This window comes from Kitasatospora sp. cg17-2, assembly GCF_054031055.1.
The window spans coordinates 3,520,930-3,537,382 of record NZ_CM132923.1 but is presented as its reverse complement, the minus strand read 5'-3'; the positions used below and the strand labels follow the sequence as shown (position 1 = coordinate 3,537,382).

The window sequence follows — 16,453 nt, the reverse complement described above, 5'->3', positions numbered from 1 at the left end:
CCTGTCCTACTTCTGTCCGCCGAGCTCGCCGCGGATCAGCTCCACCACGTGCGCCGCCGACTCCCGCACCGCCGCCAACTCGGTCAGGAACCGCCAGTAGTCCGGGTGTCGCCCGGCCGCCTCCAGCTCGGCCACCGCGCGGTCCAGCCGGGCCACCGCCGCGTCCAACGGCGCCGCGTGCCGCGGATCCGGCGCGTGCCGCCCGGCCATCGCCAGCCGCTGGGCGTCCCGCAGCGCGAACCGGGCCCGCTCGACCTCCTTGTTCGGGTCGATCTGCACCTCGTTCAGCTGCCGCAGCCGCTCGTTCACCGCGACCACCGACCCGTCCGCCGTGTCCAGCAGCGCGCGCACCGTCCCCAGCGCCCCCGTGGCATCCGCCCACCGCTGCTCGTCCCGGGCCCGCGCCGCCTCGGCCAACTTGGCCCCGGCGGCCCGCCCGGCCTCCGCCACCTGGTCCGGCACCCGCTGGAGGTCCTGCCAGCACGCGGCCGAGAACCGACGGCGCAACTCGCTCAGCGCCGGAGGCACCGTGCCGGCCTTGGTCTCCAGCGCCTGGATCCTGGTCCGCAGACTGGCCACCCGCCGGTCGATCTCCCGGGCCCGCTCCGGCAGGTGCCCGACCTCCGCCGCGATCGCCTCCGCGCGCTCCTTCACCCGCTCCGCGCGCTCCAGCGTCTCCGGCACCCCGTGCCGGGCCACCCCCTCGTTCAGCCGCCCCAGCTCCGGCGCCAGCTCGGCCAACCGCGCCGCCGGCCCGTCCGCCCGCAGCCCGGCGCCGCGCGCCACGTCCAGCGCGTTGCTGGCCTCCAGCAGCGCCCGCTTGGCCTGCTCCACCGCCGGCGCCACCCGCATCAGCTGCGACTCGGCCCGCTCCAGCGTCGGCTGCAGCTTGCGCAGGAAGTCGGTCAGCTCCGACAGCGCCGAACCGAGCTGGTCCTTCACATCGTCCAACTGGTGCTTGGCCCGCGCGGCCGCACCGGACTCCAGCTCCTCCGCGTCCAGGTCGTGCGCGTCCAGGGCGGACAGGTAGTTCACGGTCACCTGGTCGACCCGGCCCGAGATCGCCTCGAAGTCCGCGACCGCCCGCCGGGCCGTCGCGCTGTCCCCGACGGAACGCACCGTCTCCACCGCCAGCCGCACCTCGCGCTGGGTCGAGTCCACGTCGTAGAACGCCTGCTGCGCCGCGTCCCTGGCCGCCCGGGCGTCCGCCCGCATGCCGTCACCGCCGCGCCGCCCCCACCAGCCCCCGCCGGCCCCGAACGACGCCGCCCCCGCGGCCCCCAACGCCCCCGCGACCACCACCGGCAGCACCAGCGCCTCGGCCACCGCGCTCCCCGGCCCCCGCCGTCGCCCCCGCCCGCCTCCGCCGGCCACCCTCACTGCGCGCTCCCTGGTTCCCGACCGCTGGTCCACCCCCATTCTTCCCGATCACCCCCCGGACCCGGCACCCCACCCGCCCCACCGCCCCACCACCTGCACCACACCACCCCGCGGACCAGGTACCCTAGGCACTCGTCGTGCGCCCCGCCCCCGGGACCCGCCCGACCGGGGGCGCGTAGCTCAGTGGTAGAGCGCTGCTCTTACAAAGCAGATGTCGGCGGTTCGAAACCGTCCGCGCCCACCAGCAGATATGGCCCGCAGCGATCACGCTGCGGGCCTTTTGACTGCACCGACTGACGGCAACCGCTGATGTCAGCCCGTCGGCCGCCTCCGCTTCAGCAGACGGTCCATGTGCCCCAGTGCCGCCCGTCGGGTGTCCTCGGAGACGTGGGTGTAGACGTTCATGGTGACGGCGATCTGCGAGTGTCCCAGGATCTCCATCACCACCCGCGGCGCGACCCCGGCCGCGAACAGGATGGTCGCGCAGCCGTGCCGCGCGTCGTGGAGCCGGATGCGCGGCAGCTTGGCACCGGTGCTGATCCGCTCGAACGACCGGCTCAGGTTCCCGGGCTCGACCGGCCGGCCGCTCCGTGTGGTGAACACGTACCCGGTCTCCTGCCAGTCCGCTCCGGCGGCGGTGCGCTGTTCGGCCTGCTGGATCCGGCGCCAGCGGAGCGGTGCGATGCACATCGCCGGCAGGGGGATCACCCGGGTCCGGCGGTTCTTCGTGCTGTCGGCGTACAGCTCCTTCTGAACGCGCTGCAGCTGGTTCCGCACCGTGAGGGTGCGGCGGCCGAGGTCGATGTCGCTCCAGCGCAGCCCCAGGACCTCACCGCGCCGCAGCCCCAGCGTCACGGCCAGGACGAACGCCGTGTACAGCGGGTCCGGGCGGGCCGCCTCCAGAAAGGAGACCGTCTGGTCGAGCGTCCACGTCTTCATCTCGCGCACCTCCACACGCGGGGCCGGAACCAGGGTGGCGACGTTCCGGCTGACCAGCTCCTCGCGGTGCGCAGCCGTGAGCGCCGTTCGCAGGACGCGGTGCGATTCCTTCGCCGTGGCGGCGGACGCCTTGCGCGAGACGGCGGTGAGGAGCTTGCGGACGTCGGCGGCGTTCACGGATTCCAGCCGCCTTGTCCCCAGGTTGGGGATGAGGTAGAGCCGGACGTGGGTCTCGTACTTGGCGTACGTCGTCTTCTTGCGGTGAGGGCGGACGAACTCCTCCAGCCAGTAGGGCAGCCACTCGGAGAGCTTCTGCGAACGGGTCGGCGTCGGGATGCCGGCGCGGTCCCGCCGCACCAGCTCCTGCCGCTTGGCGTCGCACTCCTCCCAGGTGTCGCCGTACACGGTCTTGCGCTTGCGGGTGCCGTCCGGCTGCGGCACGTACACGCGCCCCTCGTAACGGCCGTCCTTGCGCTGCCAGATGCTGCCGGCGCCGTTCGGGTTCTTTCGGGCCATCAGGGACGGTTCTCCTCGATCTTGGCTCGGATGTAGTCGGCGAGGCTGTCGACGGCGATTCGTCGGCAGCGCCCTTCGGTGAAGCTGACGAGTGTCTTGGCACGGATGAGGTCGTAGACCTTGCTGCGGCTCATGCGGAGGGCGGTCATGACCTCGGGCACGGTCAGGGCTTCGGGGATGGCTGTAGCCATGGGGCGACTCCCGGGGTTCGAGGCGCAGGAGCTGGGGTGTCGGTGGGCGTGTTGTCCGAGGTGAGGATTTCTGCGTCACCGCGTCATCAGCGTCATTCGGGTCTCTGACCTGCGGTTTTGGGTGACGCGGGGGTTGGGGTGTGCGTCACCGGTGCGTCATCAGCTGCGTCATCGGGTGACGCAGGTGACGCAGGATGACGCAGCGTCCTTCGTCTGCGTCACCCGTTCCGGCGCAGGTCAGGGGCCGTTTTCCGGCCCGTGTGACGCAGGTGACGCAGCGTCTTCCTACTTAGGAAAAAGGTGGGGCTGCCTGTAGTACTTGGGCGTGCCCTCAGGGCGAAGTGAGGAGCCGCTGCGCGGCACGACCCTTGGGCGGCTGCGCCGAACAGCAAGAAGAGCACCCGTCGGCCCCGCGGTGCTCTTCTTGCTTGTCCGCGCCCGCGCGCAGGTCAGTGCAGCGCGGGCTGTTCGTGCGTGGGCGCGGGCGCGGGGCGGGCCATTTCGAGGTAGCGGCCCTCCTTCGTGCGGCCGGTGTCGATGAGCACACCCCGGGCGGCGAGGGTCGGCTGAAGGCGCTTGAGCCGGTCGGAGAGGACCTTTCCGGTGGTCGGCCAGCCCTTGGGCAGGGCGCGGACGTCGTCGCCGCTGCAGAGACGGCTGAGGCGGAGCAGCCACTCGGTGGACGTCCAGCGCTGCGCGGTGCCGGGCTCGATGGTCTCGGCGTGCCGCAGGACGGTCTGCGCGAGCAAGTCGCCCTCGATCACGTCGTCGTTCAGGTCGTCCAGGCTGGCCCGGTAGGCGGCCAGCGCCCCGAACCCGGTGGCTGCGTCGAGCTGGGCGCACAGGTGGGCGAAGTCCGCCATCCGCAGGTCGGTCGGGGTCTCCGCTTCGGCGGCGCGGACCTTGACCGTGAGGTCGAGCAGCGACCCAAGGACGACGGGCAGAGCCTCTTCGTAGTCCGCCCACAAGGCCGCCTCGGTGACCCGGACGCGGGGCCGCTCCAGCCGCAGCGGCAGCAGGCGTTCGGCGAGGTCGGGGCGGATGACGCCGACGTCGATGCCGGTCAGGAGCAGGGGCCGGCGGTAGCTGGACCGGTGGACGTCCCCGTCGGTGAAAAGAGCCCTCTTCACCGACTCGGCGCCGGTCACGATGCAGCACATCGCGTCGGACAGGTCCGGGCCCATGTGGGAGAGGTTGTCCAGGGCGGTGACCCACCCGGCCGCCACGGCGGCGATGAGGTTCTCCTCGTCCTTCGGGGCCCGGCGCAGGTCACCGCTCATGCCTTCAATGATCCGCACCAGCATCCGCCCGCCGGTGGACTTTCCGGCGCCCTGCGGCCCGGTGAGGAACGGCGCCGGCACCGGCACGGACGGCCCCAGGCAGCCGATCAGCCACGCGATCGCCAGGCACTCGGTCTGGGCGTTCGCGAAGTTGCACAGCCGCAGCAGCAGGTCGATGCCCTTGCCGTCGGTGTCCTTCACCGGCACCGGAAGCTCGCCGGTGAGCTGGGTGCGCCGCCAGCAGACCTCACGCGGATCGGGGACGGCGATGTCCCAGCCGGTGGGGTGGATGCGCACGGACAGGCCGTCGGCGCGCCCGAGGTCGAGCCACGTCGCCCCGTCGAACCCGGGGGCGACGCGGATGTGGACGGGCTGCACGTCCTCGGACAGGGCGAGTGCTTCGATCAAGTCCAGTGCCTCCTTGAGGGCGCTGCCGTTGAAGGCGCCGATTCCGTCCCGGTACAGGCCGACCATGAGTTCCTGGCGGTGGCTGCCGGTGGTGCCCTGGGAGCGGATCGGCCGGGCCACGGGGTGGCCGTTGCGCTGGGCGTAGACGGTGCCGTCGGCGGTGCGGAAGTACCGGAAGTGGGCCTGCGCGTACTTGGTGATGATCTCGCGCGCGGGGTTCTTCTCGTCCTCGGCCACGGCTACAGCCCCAGCCGGGTCAGGGCGTTGGCCCAGGCGTCGGCGCAGTGCCGGGGCGATTCGCCCTTGGCCTGCGCGACGGCGAACAGCCGCGCGGTGTGCGTCTCGGTCAGGCATCCGCACCTCCCGTGCGTGGCCAGCACCGCAAGGAACGTCCCGAAGACGGTGGCGTGCACGGCGGCGGTGGCTTCGGCGATGCGCTGCTCGGCCATGGCGATGCCCCGCTCCAGGTAGGTCCGGGTGCGGTGCGGGCACGTCCCGCCCCCGCCCGGGACGGACACCGTGACGGCCGCCGGCCGGACCGGGGTGGCCTTCCGCACGACCAGGGCGCGCACGACGTCCGGCAGGGCCGCCATGGTGCCCTTGCCGGGGCCGAGCCAACGGGCGTAGGACATGGACGACTTGATGTCCACGCCCGGCCGAACCGCGTTGACGGACGGCATCGCGCCCCGGTAGAGCCAGTGCTCGCCCCGGGTGGTGGGCACGGTCCGGGTGGCGGGCAGGTTGGCGTGCGCCCACGCGATCGCCTGCGCGTTGTCGAGATCGACGACGGTCACCCCGGCGCCGCCGGGGTGGTAGCCGACGGCGGCTGCCTCCCGCCACACCCGCGCCCACTGCGGGGAGTTGATGACGTCGGGGTCGGTGGTGGCGGCGGCCCAGCCGTGGCATGGGGCCGGGCAGGTGCAGGGGCCGGGGGTCTTCATGGTCGGCCGGCCGCCGCACGCGCCGTCGGTGCAGTGCGGGCAGTTGCCGAACGGCACCTTTCCGGCCCGCAGCGGCAGGGCGGGCACGCCGGAGGCGGCGAGGGAGAGAGCGGCGAGCAGGTGCGCTCCCCGGATCTCGGTCGGATAGGTCATGCTGGGTGGTCTCCTCGTCTCGGTTCGAGCGGGGGAACCGGAGCGGCCGGAAGCCTTGGCGGGATGTGCCGGCCGCTCCGGACAAGGCAGTTGCCGTTGTCGTCAGGCGGCGGTGCGGGTGCGGCGCCAGCGGCGGTCCGTGGTGGCGAGGTCGGTTTCGGGGGTGTGCTGCTGCCAGCCGCCGCCGGCGCGCTTGGCCCGGTACATCGCCGCATCGGCGGCGCCGAGGGCGGTTTCGAGGGCGCGGTCGTGCAGGTCGGCGACACGGGCCAGGCCGACGGAGGCGCCGTAGTGCAGGGCGTGGCCGTGCCAGTGGACGGGGCGGGCGAACTCGCCGATGAGCTGGCCCATGCGGACCGTGGTCCAGGCGGCCGGCAGGGGGCGGACGGCGGCGAACTCGTCGCCGCCGAGGCGGGCGGCGATGCCGTGGTCCCCGGCCCAATCGTTGAGGATGCGGGCGAGGACGGCGTCCCCGGCGGCGTGGCCGTGGGTGTCGTTGATCTGCTTGAACCGGTCGAGGTCGACGACGAGGACGCCGGTGTCCGGGCGGTGGAGCAGGCGCGCGGCGGCGGTGGTGAAGCCCTCGCGGGTGAGCAGGCCGGTCAGCGGGTCGCGGCGGGCCCGGTCCAGGCGCCGGCGCAGGACGGTGGCGTGCGTGCCCCACGCGGCGAGGGGGAGCAGGGCTGCGGCGAGGGCGGGAAAGTGCTGCGGGGAGAACGGCTTGAGGTCCATGCTGGGTCTCCTGAGATCGGGTTGTGCCGGTTTCAGGGACCCGGGGCGGCCGGTGTGCTGGCCAGCAAATGCGGCCGCCCCGGGGTTGGTGCTCGGTCAGTCCTGCTCGGGGCCGCAGGCGCAGTCGACGGGGCCGGCGCCCTGCCCCATCAGGCAGGCACAGCCCAGCAGCCCGATCGGGGTTTCGACGGGCTCGCCGCCGGTGCAGTGGTCGCACTCCCCGGGCTGCCACTCCTCGGCGCCCTCGCTGTCGCCGTCGTACTCGTCGTAGCCGTGGTCGTCCGCGTCGTAGTCGTACACGCGTGTGCCTCCTGGTCAGGCCGCCCGGGCGGTGGCGGCAGCGTGCTGGCGGGCGGCCTGGTGTCCGATGAACCGGGTGTAGGCCGGGGGGATCGCCTCTCGGAGGCCGTCCCGGTTGGCCCAGGGCATGCCCATCACTGCGGCCGAGCGGGCGAGGGGGACTCCGGAGAAGTTGCCGACGACGTGCATGAACTCGTCGTCGGCGACGGGGCGGCCCATCTTCGCCAGCGGCGCCGCGTGCACGGGGTGCTCGGGCGGGGTGACGGTGAGGCCGCCGCCGGGCTCGAAGAGCCGGTGGCGGTAGGTGCGCAGCCGGAACGCGGCCCCGCACAGCATCGCCGGGTCCCGCATCTCGGGCGCGGCCTCTTCGACGTTCTCGATCACCCACGGCCGCCCGGTGGACTGCATGGCGGTGCGGGTGGGGACGATGAGGTCGGGGTGCTCGCGGCCGCGGATCTTCTGGCAGCGGGTGTAGCGCTGGCAGGGCGGGGAGCCGTGCAGGAGGTCGAAGAGGTGCCCGTGCTCGGTGATGAACGCGACGGCGTCGGCCTGCACGAAGCGGAACGGGTAGCGGGGCTGGCCGGTGAGGTCGACGCCGAGGACGTCGTATCCGGCGAGCCAGTAGCCCATGCCGGCGCCGCCCTGGCAGCAGTAGGCGTCCAGGACGGTCAGGCCGTTCCACGGGCGGGCGGGCAGCCGGTCGGCGGCCGGGCGGACGGTGAAGTCCATGACACCCCCTCAGGCGGCCCGGCGTGTGGCCGGGAAGGGCAGGACCGTGGCGAGCCGGGCGGGCTGTCCGCCGACCGGGGCGGGGGCGCCCTCGCCGCCGTCGGGCGGGGCGGTGTCCGTCCCGACGGCGCGCGAGGCCCGCTTGGCGGCGGATTCGGCGAGCACGGTCCGCACGGCGGCGGAGTCGCCCTTGTCGCCGCGGCGGGAGACGAGGTGGCAGGCGCCGAGGACCGCGCCGGGGCCGAACAGGACGGCGGCGGTGATCGCGTCGGTGGTGAGGCTCACGGGGTTCCCTCCCGGGCGGCGGTGGCGAGCATCTCGATCAGGTCGGTGCCGAGCAGGGCGGCGCGCTGCTCGATCGCGGTCCAGGACGTCGGGTCGATGTGGAGCAGGGCCGCGAGCGCGGCGGCGGGCCGGTGGTCGGCGGCGGCGGTGAGGGCTTCGCGCAGGTGGACGGCGGCGAGCGGCCGGATCGCGGCCGGGGCGGTGGCGGTCATCACGGCCGGTCAGCGGTTGCTGACGGCGGTCACGACCGCGGCCAGGAACCCGTTGACGGGACCGGCGAGGCCGGTGGAAGCGGCGGTGAGGCCGGACAGCCAGACGACGAGGGCGGTGCCGACGCCGACGCGCTTGGTCCACACGAGCCCACCGGTGACGACGCCGGTGATCACGGCGACGGACAGGGTGACAGTCATGAGCGTTCTCCCGAGGCAGTGAAGGCGGGCGGGGCGGTGGGCTAGTTGGTGCCGGCACGCCACGTGCGGTGGGCGACGTTGTAGAGGTGGCGGCCGACGCGGATGCGCTTGCCGACGCCCTTGCAGCGGCGGCAGTGCTTGCCGCGCTTGGGCTTGCCGCGGCGGTCGTAGGCGAGCTGGAAGCCGAGGCCGTCGCACTTGCGGCAGTCGCCGAACGGACTTCCGGCACACAACGCTGCGTAACCGAGTCCGGCGAGCAGGGCGGCGGCGAGCATGGTGAGGATCAGGGGGGTCATGGGTGCCTCCGGGGCGGTTTCCGGGCCTTGCGCGGATGCTTCGCTAGGCGCTAGGTCCCTGATCAGTGCATGTTTGGGTCGCTAGCGGGGTCGCTAGGTCTAGCGAGGGCGCTTGCTAGACCTAGCGACCGTTTCGGGACCGTCCAGGCCTATCCGGCGTCGCGCTTCTTGTCGCGCTCGGTGACCGCCGTCACGAGGTCGACGCGCTCGACGCCGCGCCGGTTCGCGCCCTTGCCGCCCTCGGTGGTGCCCCACACCTGCCCGGTGGCGATGCCGTAGGGCTTGAGTACGGTGGCGAGCTGGTCGGCCTTCGCCCGCCCCTCCAGCTCGCCCCACGGCCCGTAGACCTCCGGCCGCAGCTCGGCGAGCCGGGCGACGACGGTCTCGGACCACAGCTTCGGCTCGTCGGGGCCGACGACGGCGAGGACATCGGCGAGCAGGTCGTAGGCCGCGGCTGCCGCGGGCGCGGTGTCCTGCCCGCCGGCGGCGTGGCCGGACAGCAGCCCGGCCTGCTCGCGGGCCTCCCGGCCGCGCTGGGCGATCGCCTCCGCCGCGGGAGCGTCCACGAACACGCTGCGGATGATCTGCGCGTCCGCGCCCTCGCCGCCGATGTAGTAGGCGATGCCCCGGTCAGCCCGGGTGAACGTCGTCGCCCGCACCCCGCGCTTGTAGGCCGAGGTGCCGAGGACCATGTCGTTCTCGACCTGCCCCATGACCTTCAGGCACAACCTGAGAATCGCGTTGGCGGAGATGCCGGTGGGCAGGGACTTGGCGTCGGGGCGCTGGGTGGCCAGCAGCAGCACGATGCCGGTGGCGGGGCCGCGCTTGACGAGGTCGGTGCAGATCTCCTCGAACTCGCCCCCGTACTTGGGGTGCTCGAACCAGACCTGGCACTCGTCGACGCCCGCGACGATCGGGTGCAGCCGCAGGGACTTGGTGTCGGCGAGCTTGCTGGTGACCTTCGACTCCGGGCAGATGTCCCGGGGCAGCGAGCGGATCACCTTCGTGCGCCGCCGCAGCTCCTCGCGCAGTTCGCGCAGGTCGGCGATCGCGTACTCGATGTCCTCCTCGTCGTCCCCGGCCCGGTGGCGGTGGCTGACCTTGTCGCCGACCGGGTCGAGGTCACCGGTGCCCTTCAGGTCGTAGGTGTGCAGCTCGGCCCGCGGGTCGAGGGCGCCGATCAGCAGGAGCAGGCGGAGCAGGAACGTCTTGCCCATGCGCGGCACCGCGCCGATGATCCCCGCGATGAACATCAGGGTGACGGTCACCCACGCGCCGCGCTGGTCGGTCGCGAACGCGATGGGGTCGAACAGGTCGACCGTGCCCTTGCGGGCCAGCGGCCAGGCGGGCTGCTTGGCGGTGGCCATGTCCTGGTCCCCGACCCACAGCACCATCCGGCCGGGGTGCTCACCCGGCGCCTGCTCCGGCCACACCGTGCCCAGCGGGCGGCGAAGACCGGAGGCGAGCTGACCACGCTTGCCCATCACGTCCGCCACCTCCACACCGTGGGGCAGTTCGACGTCGGCGCGCCAGCCGGGCCCGTCGCGCATGATCGGCGCCGGGAACGTGATCCCGCTGCCCTTGGACTTGGCGGAGGTGATCCCGCCGATCCCCAGCGACTCCAGTGCCCGGATCACCATGTCCGAGGTGAGCTTGGGCGCCTTCGCCTTGACCACCGCGCGGGTGATCAGCGGCTCGTCCACCGGGGCTCCGGCCACACCGAGCGCCAGCACCACCGCCGAGGCGAGCACCATCAGGGTGGCGGTGCTGGTCATGACCCACAGGACCACGACCGCGGCCAGGCCGAACACCGACGCCAGGAGGCTGATCAGGGAGCGGAGGCGGACCCGGTTGTCGCGCTGGCGGCACAGCTTCAGGTACAGCTCGGCGTCCTCCCGCCGGGCGGCGGCCGCCCGCAGCGGCTGCCCCTCCGCGTCCGACGTCCACCGGCCGAGGAACGACGCCGTGCGGGCGGCGCCGCGGGGGGAACGGGCGGCGAGCTTCCCGACGTAGAGCGGGGTGCGGACCGCGTGGTAGGCGGTGGTGTGTCCGGCGAGGTGGGCGGCGTAGGCGAGCTGGGTCTTCAGCTCGGCCTTCGACAGCAGCCACGTGGGCAGGATCTGGCGGCGCGTGCCCACCGGCAGCGGCAGCGGCGGGGCCGGCCGGTCCACGAACACCGGCAGGTCGTCCTCGTCGTCGTCGCCGCCGGTGTCGGTGTCGTCGGCGAGGGCGGTGGTGGTGGGGCGGCGTTCGGCGCGGGCCTTGTCGAGGTCGACGACGCCGGGCCCGTCGGGGGCCATCGTCGCCGACAGCCGCTCGAACATCTCGTTCTCGGCGTCGTCACCGGGCACCGGGCCCGGGGTGTGCTGGTTCACTGGGTGGTCCTTCCTCACTGCGATTTGGTGCGGGAAAGGACCCGGGGCGGCCGGTCAGCTTGCCGGCAGGAACGGCCGCCCCGGGGTGGTGGATCAGGCGGCGGGCAGGAGCTGGTCGGGCTCCAGCGAGAAGAAGAGGACCGAGGCGTTGCGCGTCTCGGGGCGGTGGCGGTCGAGGGCGTCCCGGATCGCCTTTCGCGTGGCGGTGCGGGTGTCGCCGGGGCGGACGTCCTGGGTGCCGTGGAGGGTGAGAATGTCGGTCCCGTACCCGGACGACGCTCGGTACTGGAACGTGATCTCCCAGCTGAAGACGACCGGGGCGGCAGGGGCGACGGCTTCACCGGCGGCGGTGCGCTCGACCACCGGCTTGTCCAGGTCCCGGTGGGTGACCACCACGGTGACGCCGGTCTTGCGCAGGCGGTCCGCCAGCGCCATGGCGACGGTGGCGGCCCGGTGGCGGCCGCCCGCGCAGCCGACGGCGATCGTCATCGGCGCGTCGGAGGGCCCGGCGTCGTAGGCGTCGGCCAGCGTGGCGGCCGCGGCGATGGTCTCCCGGATGCCCGGAGTGGCCATGACCGCCTGACGGACCGGCAGGTCGTGCGCCGTCTGGTGGCGAAGCGCCGGATCGACGTGCGGGTCGCGGAAGTGGCGGCGCAGGTCAAGGGTCAGGTGCGCCTCGGGCGTGGCGCCGTGCAGGTAGCCGAAGCTGACGATCTCGATAGTGGTCACGGACATGACAGTGGTCTCCTGTCGCAGATGGCAACGAAGTGCAAGCGGGGGGAGGGTTCAGGCCGCGAGGGCGGCGCCGTCGGCGCAGGGCAGGCAGGTGCCCAGGTGCGCAGGCAGCACGTACCCGGCGTCCGCGCCGCAGGTGACGCAAGTGCGGCGCGCGCGGTTGGCGGCGGCCAGCGCCCGCCAGCGGCCCGGCGTCATCGGCCGGACCGGCTTGGCGAGGGCCAGGCGGTAGAGGTACGCGGGGCGCGGGTCCGTGGCGAGGCGGGAGCGCCACAGGAGCTGGGCTGCGACGGGCTGGCCGCCGGGCCGCAGGCCCCGGGCGCGGAGCTGGCGGCGGGTGAGGAGGTCGGGCGGGGCCATGCGCCACGGGTAGGTGGGCATGCCGCCGTGCCGCTCACCCGCCGGGTCCCAGAAACGGGGACCGGCCACGGCCTACTCGCCCGCGCCGTCGGCCGACGGGACCTCGGCCAGCGAGAGGAGGTGCACCCGCACGCCCTCGTACTCACCGGAGGCGGTGAGCCACACGCTCTGGTGGCAGCGCTCGAAGTCCACGACCGGCTCCAGGTCGAGGGCTTCGCGCCAGTGCTCGAACTTCCCGATGGAGTCGCGCAGGACCAGCCGCACGCCCCAGCCCTCGGCGCCCGAACCGGTCATGTACTCGTACACATCGCTCTCGGGCTGCGGCAGCCGCTCGTGCCGGGTCAGCATCATGACCAGCGCGTAGGCAGCCGCGCTGCGGTCGGGCTCGGTGCTCACGACAGCTCCTCCTCGCCGGTGTCGGCCGGGTCGTAGTAGCCGACCAGTTCGACGGGGACGGCGTGGACCGTGCCGGTGACGATGAGCCAGGCCAGGGTGCTGCTCCTGCTGTGCCGGTGGTCGACGTCGGCCGCCGGCAGGCAGAGCGCGGCCCGCCACTGCTCGAAGTGGTCGAGACCGTTGTGCAGGGACAGGCGCACGCCCCACGCCAGGTCGCCGCCGGACAGGCGGGTCTCCACCAGTTCGGCCGCCGGGATGGGCAAGGTTCGGTGGGCGGACAGGATCGCCAGCAGGGCACCGGCGGCGGAGACCTGCCCGGTGGCCGTGGCGACGTGGATCTCGGCGGTGGTGGTCACGGCGTGTTCTCCCTGCCGGTGTCGGTGCCCGGGGTGCGGCGCTCGGCGTCGACCGCCGCGCGCAGGCGGACGGCGTAGTCGTTGCGGCAGCCGAGCAACTCGCGGACCTTCTTCGTGGACAGCTCCTCGCCGCGGGCGGCGAGGTCGGCGGCCCGCACTCGGACCCGGGCGAGATCGGCCGGGTCGAGCGGGCGTTCCCCGGCGCCGGAAGCGTTCCCGCCGCCGTCGGCCGGCGGCGTCTTCGCGGCCTCCCCGGGAACTGGTGCGGATGCGCTCGACCCTGTTCCGTAAAGGGATTCGAGGGCTTCGAGCGTGATCGGGGAAGCGTTCCGCAGAGCCTCGGGAACGGTGTCGAGATAGACGCTGTCCGGCGGGCCGGAGGGCAGCGGGAGCGTGAGGGCGGGGAACGGGTCGTCGGGCATTCCCGGCCACAGATCCACCGGCGCGGGGAGCGCGCTCAGCTCGGCGATCCGGGCCCGGGCATTGAGCCGGCGGGCCAGCAGATCCGCCGTCAGGCCCGGCACCGTGACCCCGTGGACGTACTCCCACGCGATCCGCCACGCGTCGTCGGCGGCCAGCGCCCCGTACGCGGCGGCCGACAGGAGACGGTCGGCGACGGCCCGCACCTCCGGGTGGTGCTCGGCCCGGCGGCGGGCGTGCTCGGCCCGCTCCTTCGCCGACTTCTTCTCGGCGGTGGTCGGGCCCCGGCCGCCGTGGGTCTGGAGATCGGTCAGCCACACCGCGCCGATGCTCGACAGGGCCAGCACTGCGGCGACCCACCGGGCGTCGGGGTACTGCGACCAGCCGTGGGCGAAGTTGATCCCCCCGGCCACGAAGCCGGCCGCCCACGCGCCGAGCCGGTAGGTGCGGGTCGAGCGCTCGCCCTCGGCCTGCGCGCCCATGGCGACCAACGCCCACGCGCCGCCCTCCAGCATCGCGGCCAGCAGCACCGCCAGCAGCAGCGCCACGTCCGCGTGGTCGAGCGCGGCCACCTGCGAGACCACCGCCGGCACGATCGAGCACGCCTGAACCAGCCGCACGAACGCACGCGCCGGACTCGCGCCGATCCAGCCGGTCACCCGGCCGAGACGCTCGGCCCGCGCGGCGCGGGCCCGGCCGCGGGCCTGCTCGGCGGCGAGCCGATCGGCCTCCCGGCGGACCCTGGCCGCCTCGGCGTCCAACCGGTCCTGCTCGCGCTCGTCGCGCCGGTCCGCCCGCCGCTCGGCGCGGTACTCACCCAGCCCGCTCATGCCGCAGCCCTGCCCTGCTCGGCGCGGACGACCGGCCGGCGGGCGGCGTGCAGCGGCACGGGCGCCTCGTCCATCAGGCACTCGGCGAAGGCGGCCAGCTCCGGGTCATCCCGGCGCAGGTCCGCCAGCACCGCCAGCGCCACATCCATCCGGGCCCGGTACGCGAGAACCGACTCACCGGGCACCCCGGCGAACAACTCCTCGTCCACGCCCAACGCCAGCTCCGCGAACTCCTCGGAGTCCACGGCGCACTGGCCTGCAACAATCGACTTCACGGGGACACCTCTTGGTTGGTTGGTGGTGGACCCGGAGGGCCGCCGCGCGCCCGGCCAAGGAATGCGCGGCGGCCCATCACGGGGCCGAGAAAGCAGCCACCGGCGCGGGACGCGCGGCGTGCTGCACGTGGACGGGGAGGGAGTCGCACCCTCACCCCCGCAGGGGCCCGCTACGGGCCGTCCGCCTGGTCTGCCTCCGCCTCTCCCCAGACACCTCCCTTCACGGGGTTCTCGGCGGGACCTATGGAGTTGTCAAGGAACGATCACTTCCTTCAGGGGGATGTCACCCCACCCCTCCGGGCGTTTGACGTGCATGAATAGCGAAGACCGAGAAATCTTTGTTCTCTCTGCCTCAGAGTCCACTGTGAGGCAGAGGAGCAGAGTTGGCAAGCCGGTCCGCCGGGTCGAATGTGGAAGCGTTGGTTCCGATCGGGCATTGCGGCACTATGAGGCAGAGACGCAGAGGGATGTGGAGAGTTGATGGTCGACTGGACCGGAGAGAAGTCCGCCTACCGGCAGGTGGCGGACGACCTTTGCGCGAGGATCGCCGCCGGCGAGTTCGCCGCGGATGGGAAGATCCCGTCCCTCGCGAAGCTCCAAGCGCACTACGGAGTGACCCCAACAGTGGCCCGGGCCGCCGTTGGTCATCTCCGCGAGACCGGCATGGTCGTAAGCCACCAAGGCAAAGCGGCCTTCCTGACCTCAGACGCGGTCTCCAAAGCCACAGCCGCGACGGCCGGCGAGGCCGGGCAGCTGCGGCGGGAGCTGGCTGAGGTTCGAGGCGAACTGCGCGACCTCAAGGCCCGCATCGAGGAGCTTGAAGCCCGGTGAGAGGCGATCGGGGGACTCAGGGGACCGTGGCTGCGCTGTGGTCCCCTGAGTACATATCGGGGCGGGTGAACTTCCATCGATCCCTCCTGGGGTGGAATGGAATCCAGTTCACACCCACCGCCGCGAGATCTGTATCACGGAGAGCTACCGGCATCTAGTCGCGGACCTTTACACGACTGCTATCACGATAGCTTTCACGATTTTCAGGTAACTCAACGAGCCGCTACACTCGCGGCACGAGCAGTTTCCTAGGAGGGGAATATGGCTCGGCAACGCCCAGAATGGAATCCGGCCACACTCAAGAAGATCAGGGAATCCCACGACCTGACCCTTGAGGAAGTCGGCGAGAAGCTACGGGAAATCGGCGAACGGCACAGGCTCAATCTTGCCGCCAACTTTCAGACTATCTGGGCGCACGAGAACGGAACCTCGTACCCGCGCCCCGACTATCGCCGGGCCTACTGCCTTCTCTACCACTTGAAAGAACCAGAACTGGGCTTTCGCCGAGCGCTCCCCGGAGAGGTCACTACGGTGCCCACCCAGCGCGCAGCAGACACTGTCCTCGATCTGACAGAGACGATCCGCGAAGCTCTCGGCAGCATCCACGAGGGCACAGCTGGCGTGAACGCTGACGCCTTCCGCAGCCGAGTGATCGACGAGTGGAGGCGTCGCACCAGCGATGACACGTCAGGGCCAATGGTCCTTCTTGTCGGCGGATATGCAGGCTCAGGGAAGAGTGAGTTCGCCAAATTCCTTGGCCGCCTTACCGGGTGGCCGATCCTGGACAAAGACTCACTGACCCGGCCTCTCGTAGATCAGCTCCTAATGGCACTAGGAGGGGAGGCAAACGACCGAAGCTCCGACCTCTACCGCGAGAAGATCCGTCCGCTCGAATATCGCTGCCTCATGGAAGCCGCGTGGGACAATATCGATTGCGGAACTTCCGTAGTCCTCGATGCGCCATTCATTGCGGAATTCTCGCAAGCAGAGTGGATGCAGCGGTTCTATAACCGGTGCAGGGCGAAGCGAGCTACCGTTGCAGCTATTTGGGTCGAGTGCGACCCAGGAAGCATGCGGGAGTACATCGAGTTCCGCGGCGCGGCCCGAGACGCGTGGAAGATGGAGTCCTGGGACGAGTACGTGGCAGCCATCGACCTGAAACTGCGACCCCAAGGTCCGCACTTCGTCGTGGACAACCGCCTTGGTGCCGCCATTGCTGCCGCTGACCAGGCACGCGATGTACTGAGCGGCGGTGGGCTGTGACTGTCCGAGGACTCATCCTCTACGGGCCGCCGGCCGCCGGGAAGGACACCGT

General features: G+C 72.3%; 21 protein-coding genes and 1 tRNA gene. 3 read left to right on the top strand and 19 right to left on the bottom strand.

Going from position 1 to position 16,453, the window contains the following annotated elements:
- Positions 1-6: 6 nt before the first annotated feature.
- Positions 7-1,326, bottom strand: coding sequence for a hypothetical protein (locus tag ACW14Y_RS14550; RefSeq protein WP_456987058.1), 1,320 nt, complete (start codon positions 1,324-1,326; stop codon positions 7-9).
- Between the two features lie 223 nt (positions 1,327-1,549).
- Here ACW14Y_RS14550 and ACW14Y_RS14545 point away from each other — a divergent pair.
- Positions 1,550-1,624: transfer RNA gene (locus tag ACW14Y_RS14545), tRNA-Val, on the top strand.
- Between the two features lie 68 nt (positions 1,625-1,692).
- Here the strand turns inward: ACW14Y_RS14545 and ACW14Y_RS14540 are convergent.
- The 18 genes from ACW14Y_RS14540 to ACW14Y_RS14455 form a co-directional block, all read right to left on the bottom strand.
- Positions 1,693-2,835 carry a tyrosine-type recombinase/integrase gene (locus ACW14Y_RS14540; RefSeq protein ID WP_456987056.1) on the bottom strand — a complete coding sequence of 381 codons (1,143 nt, stop codon included), beginning with the start codon at positions 2,833-2,835 and terminating at the stop codon, positions 1,693-1,695.
- Positions 2,835-3,026 (bottom strand): helix-turn-helix domain-containing protein, encoded by a 192-nt coding sequence (locus ACW14Y_RS14535; protein ID WP_340634723.1) that lies wholly within the window; start codon positions 3,024-3,026, stop codon positions 2,835-2,837. Before ACW14Y_RS14535 ends, ACW14Y_RS14540 begins: the two co-directional genes overlap by 1 nt.
- A 449-nt stretch (positions 3,027-3,475) precedes the next feature.
- Positions 3,476-4,951, bottom strand: coding sequence for an ATP-binding protein (locus ACW14Y_RS14530; RefSeq protein WP_456987054.1), 1,476 nt, complete (start codon positions 4,949-4,951; stop codon positions 3,476-3,478).
- 2 nt (positions 4,952-4,953) lie between these two features.
- Positions 4,954-5,808, bottom strand: a complete 855-nt coding sequence (locus ACW14Y_RS14525; RefSeq protein ID WP_456987052.1) for a bifunctional DNA primase/polymerase — start codon at positions 5,806-5,808, stop codon at positions 4,954-4,956.
- Between the two features lie 102 nt (positions 5,809-5,910).
- Positions 5,911-6,540, bottom strand: coding sequence for a GGDEF domain-containing protein (locus ACW14Y_RS14520; protein WP_456987050.1), 630 nt, complete (start codon positions 6,538-6,540; stop codon positions 5,911-5,913).
- Between the two features lie 96 nt (positions 6,541-6,636).
- Positions 6,637-6,840, bottom strand: a complete 204-nt coding sequence (locus ACW14Y_RS14515; protein ID WP_456987048.1) for a hypothetical protein — start codon at positions 6,838-6,840, stop codon at positions 6,637-6,639.
- Positions 6,841-6,855: 15 nt separating this feature from the next.
- Positions 6,856-7,569, bottom strand: coding sequence for an SAM-dependent methyltransferase (locus tag ACW14Y_RS14510; protein WP_456987046.1), 714 nt, complete (start codon positions 7,567-7,569; stop codon positions 6,856-6,858).
- A 9-nt stretch (positions 7,570-7,578) separates the two neighbouring features.
- Complete coding sequence (locus ACW14Y_RS14505; protein WP_456987044.1) at positions 7,579-7,854, bottom strand: hypothetical protein; 276 nt, start codon at positions 7,852-7,854, stop codon at positions 7,579-7,581.
- On the bottom strand, positions 7,851-8,066 hold the full coding sequence (locus tag ACW14Y_RS14500) for a hypothetical protein (RefSeq protein WP_456987042.1): 216 nt from the start codon (positions 8,064-8,066) through the stop codon (positions 7,851-7,853). Before ACW14Y_RS14500 ends, ACW14Y_RS14505 begins: the two co-directional genes overlap by 4 nt.
- A gap of 9 nt (positions 8,067-8,075) precedes the next feature.
- Complete coding sequence (locus ACW14Y_RS14495; protein ID WP_456987040.1) at positions 8,076-8,264, bottom strand: hypothetical protein; 189 nt, start codon at positions 8,262-8,264, stop codon at positions 8,076-8,078.
- Positions 8,265-8,305: 41 nt separating this feature from the next.
- Positions 8,306-8,560 (bottom strand): hypothetical protein, encoded by a 255-nt coding sequence (locus tag ACW14Y_RS14490; RefSeq protein ID WP_456987038.1) that lies wholly within the window; start codon positions 8,558-8,560, stop codon positions 8,306-8,308.
- A gap of 149 nt (positions 8,561-8,709) precedes the next feature.
- Complete coding sequence (locus ACW14Y_RS14485; RefSeq protein ID WP_456988163.1) at positions 8,710-10,884, bottom strand: cell division protein FtsK; 2,175 nt, start codon at positions 10,882-10,884, stop codon at positions 8,710-8,712.
- A gap of 144 nt (positions 10,885-11,028) precedes the next feature.
- Positions 11,029-11,670, bottom strand: a complete 642-nt coding sequence (locus tag ACW14Y_RS14480) for a RapZ C-terminal domain-containing protein (protein WP_456987036.1) — start codon at positions 11,668-11,670, stop codon at positions 11,029-11,031.
- A gap of 51 nt (positions 11,671-11,721) precedes the next feature.
- Entirely contained in the window at positions 11,722-12,051 is a 330-nt protein-coding gene (locus ACW14Y_RS14475) for an RRQRL motif-containing zinc-binding protein (RefSeq protein WP_456988161.1), read from the bottom strand.
- A gap of 51 nt (positions 12,052-12,102) precedes the next feature.
- On the bottom strand, positions 12,103-12,426 hold the full coding sequence (locus tag ACW14Y_RS14470; RefSeq protein WP_456987034.1) for a hypothetical protein: 324 nt from the start codon (positions 12,424-12,426) through the stop codon (positions 12,103-12,105).
- Positions 12,423-12,782, bottom strand: a complete 360-nt coding sequence (locus ACW14Y_RS14465; protein ID WP_456987032.1) for a hypothetical protein — start codon at positions 12,780-12,782, stop codon at positions 12,423-12,425. The genes ACW14Y_RS14470 and ACW14Y_RS14465 overlap by 4 nt, the downstream gene beginning before the upstream one ends.
- A complete protein-coding gene (locus ACW14Y_RS14460) occupies positions 12,779-14,032 on the bottom strand; it encodes a hypothetical protein (protein WP_456987030.1) in 1,254 nt (417 codons plus the stop codon). Before ACW14Y_RS14460 ends, ACW14Y_RS14465 begins: the two co-directional genes overlap by 4 nt.
- Positions 14,029-14,307: a hypothetical protein gene (locus ACW14Y_RS14455; RefSeq protein ID WP_456987028.1), complete on the bottom strand. Its 279-nt coding sequence runs from the start codon at positions 14,305-14,307 to the stop codon at positions 14,029-14,031. Before ACW14Y_RS14455 ends, ACW14Y_RS14460 begins: the two co-directional genes overlap by 4 nt.
- A gap of 480 nt (positions 14,308-14,787) precedes the next feature.
- Here ACW14Y_RS14455 and ACW14Y_RS14450 point away from each other — a divergent pair, with 480 nt between their 5' ends.
- Entirely contained in the window at positions 14,788-15,138 is a 351-nt protein-coding gene (locus ACW14Y_RS14450) for a GntR family transcriptional regulator (protein ID WP_456987026.1), read from the top strand.
- A 261-nt stretch (positions 15,139-15,399) separates the two neighbouring features.
- Positions 15,400-16,401, top strand: a complete 1,002-nt coding sequence (locus ACW14Y_RS14445; protein ID WP_456987024.1) for an AAA family ATPase — start codon at positions 15,400-15,402, stop codon at positions 16,399-16,401.
- Positions 16,402-16,453 lie beyond the last annotated feature (52 nt).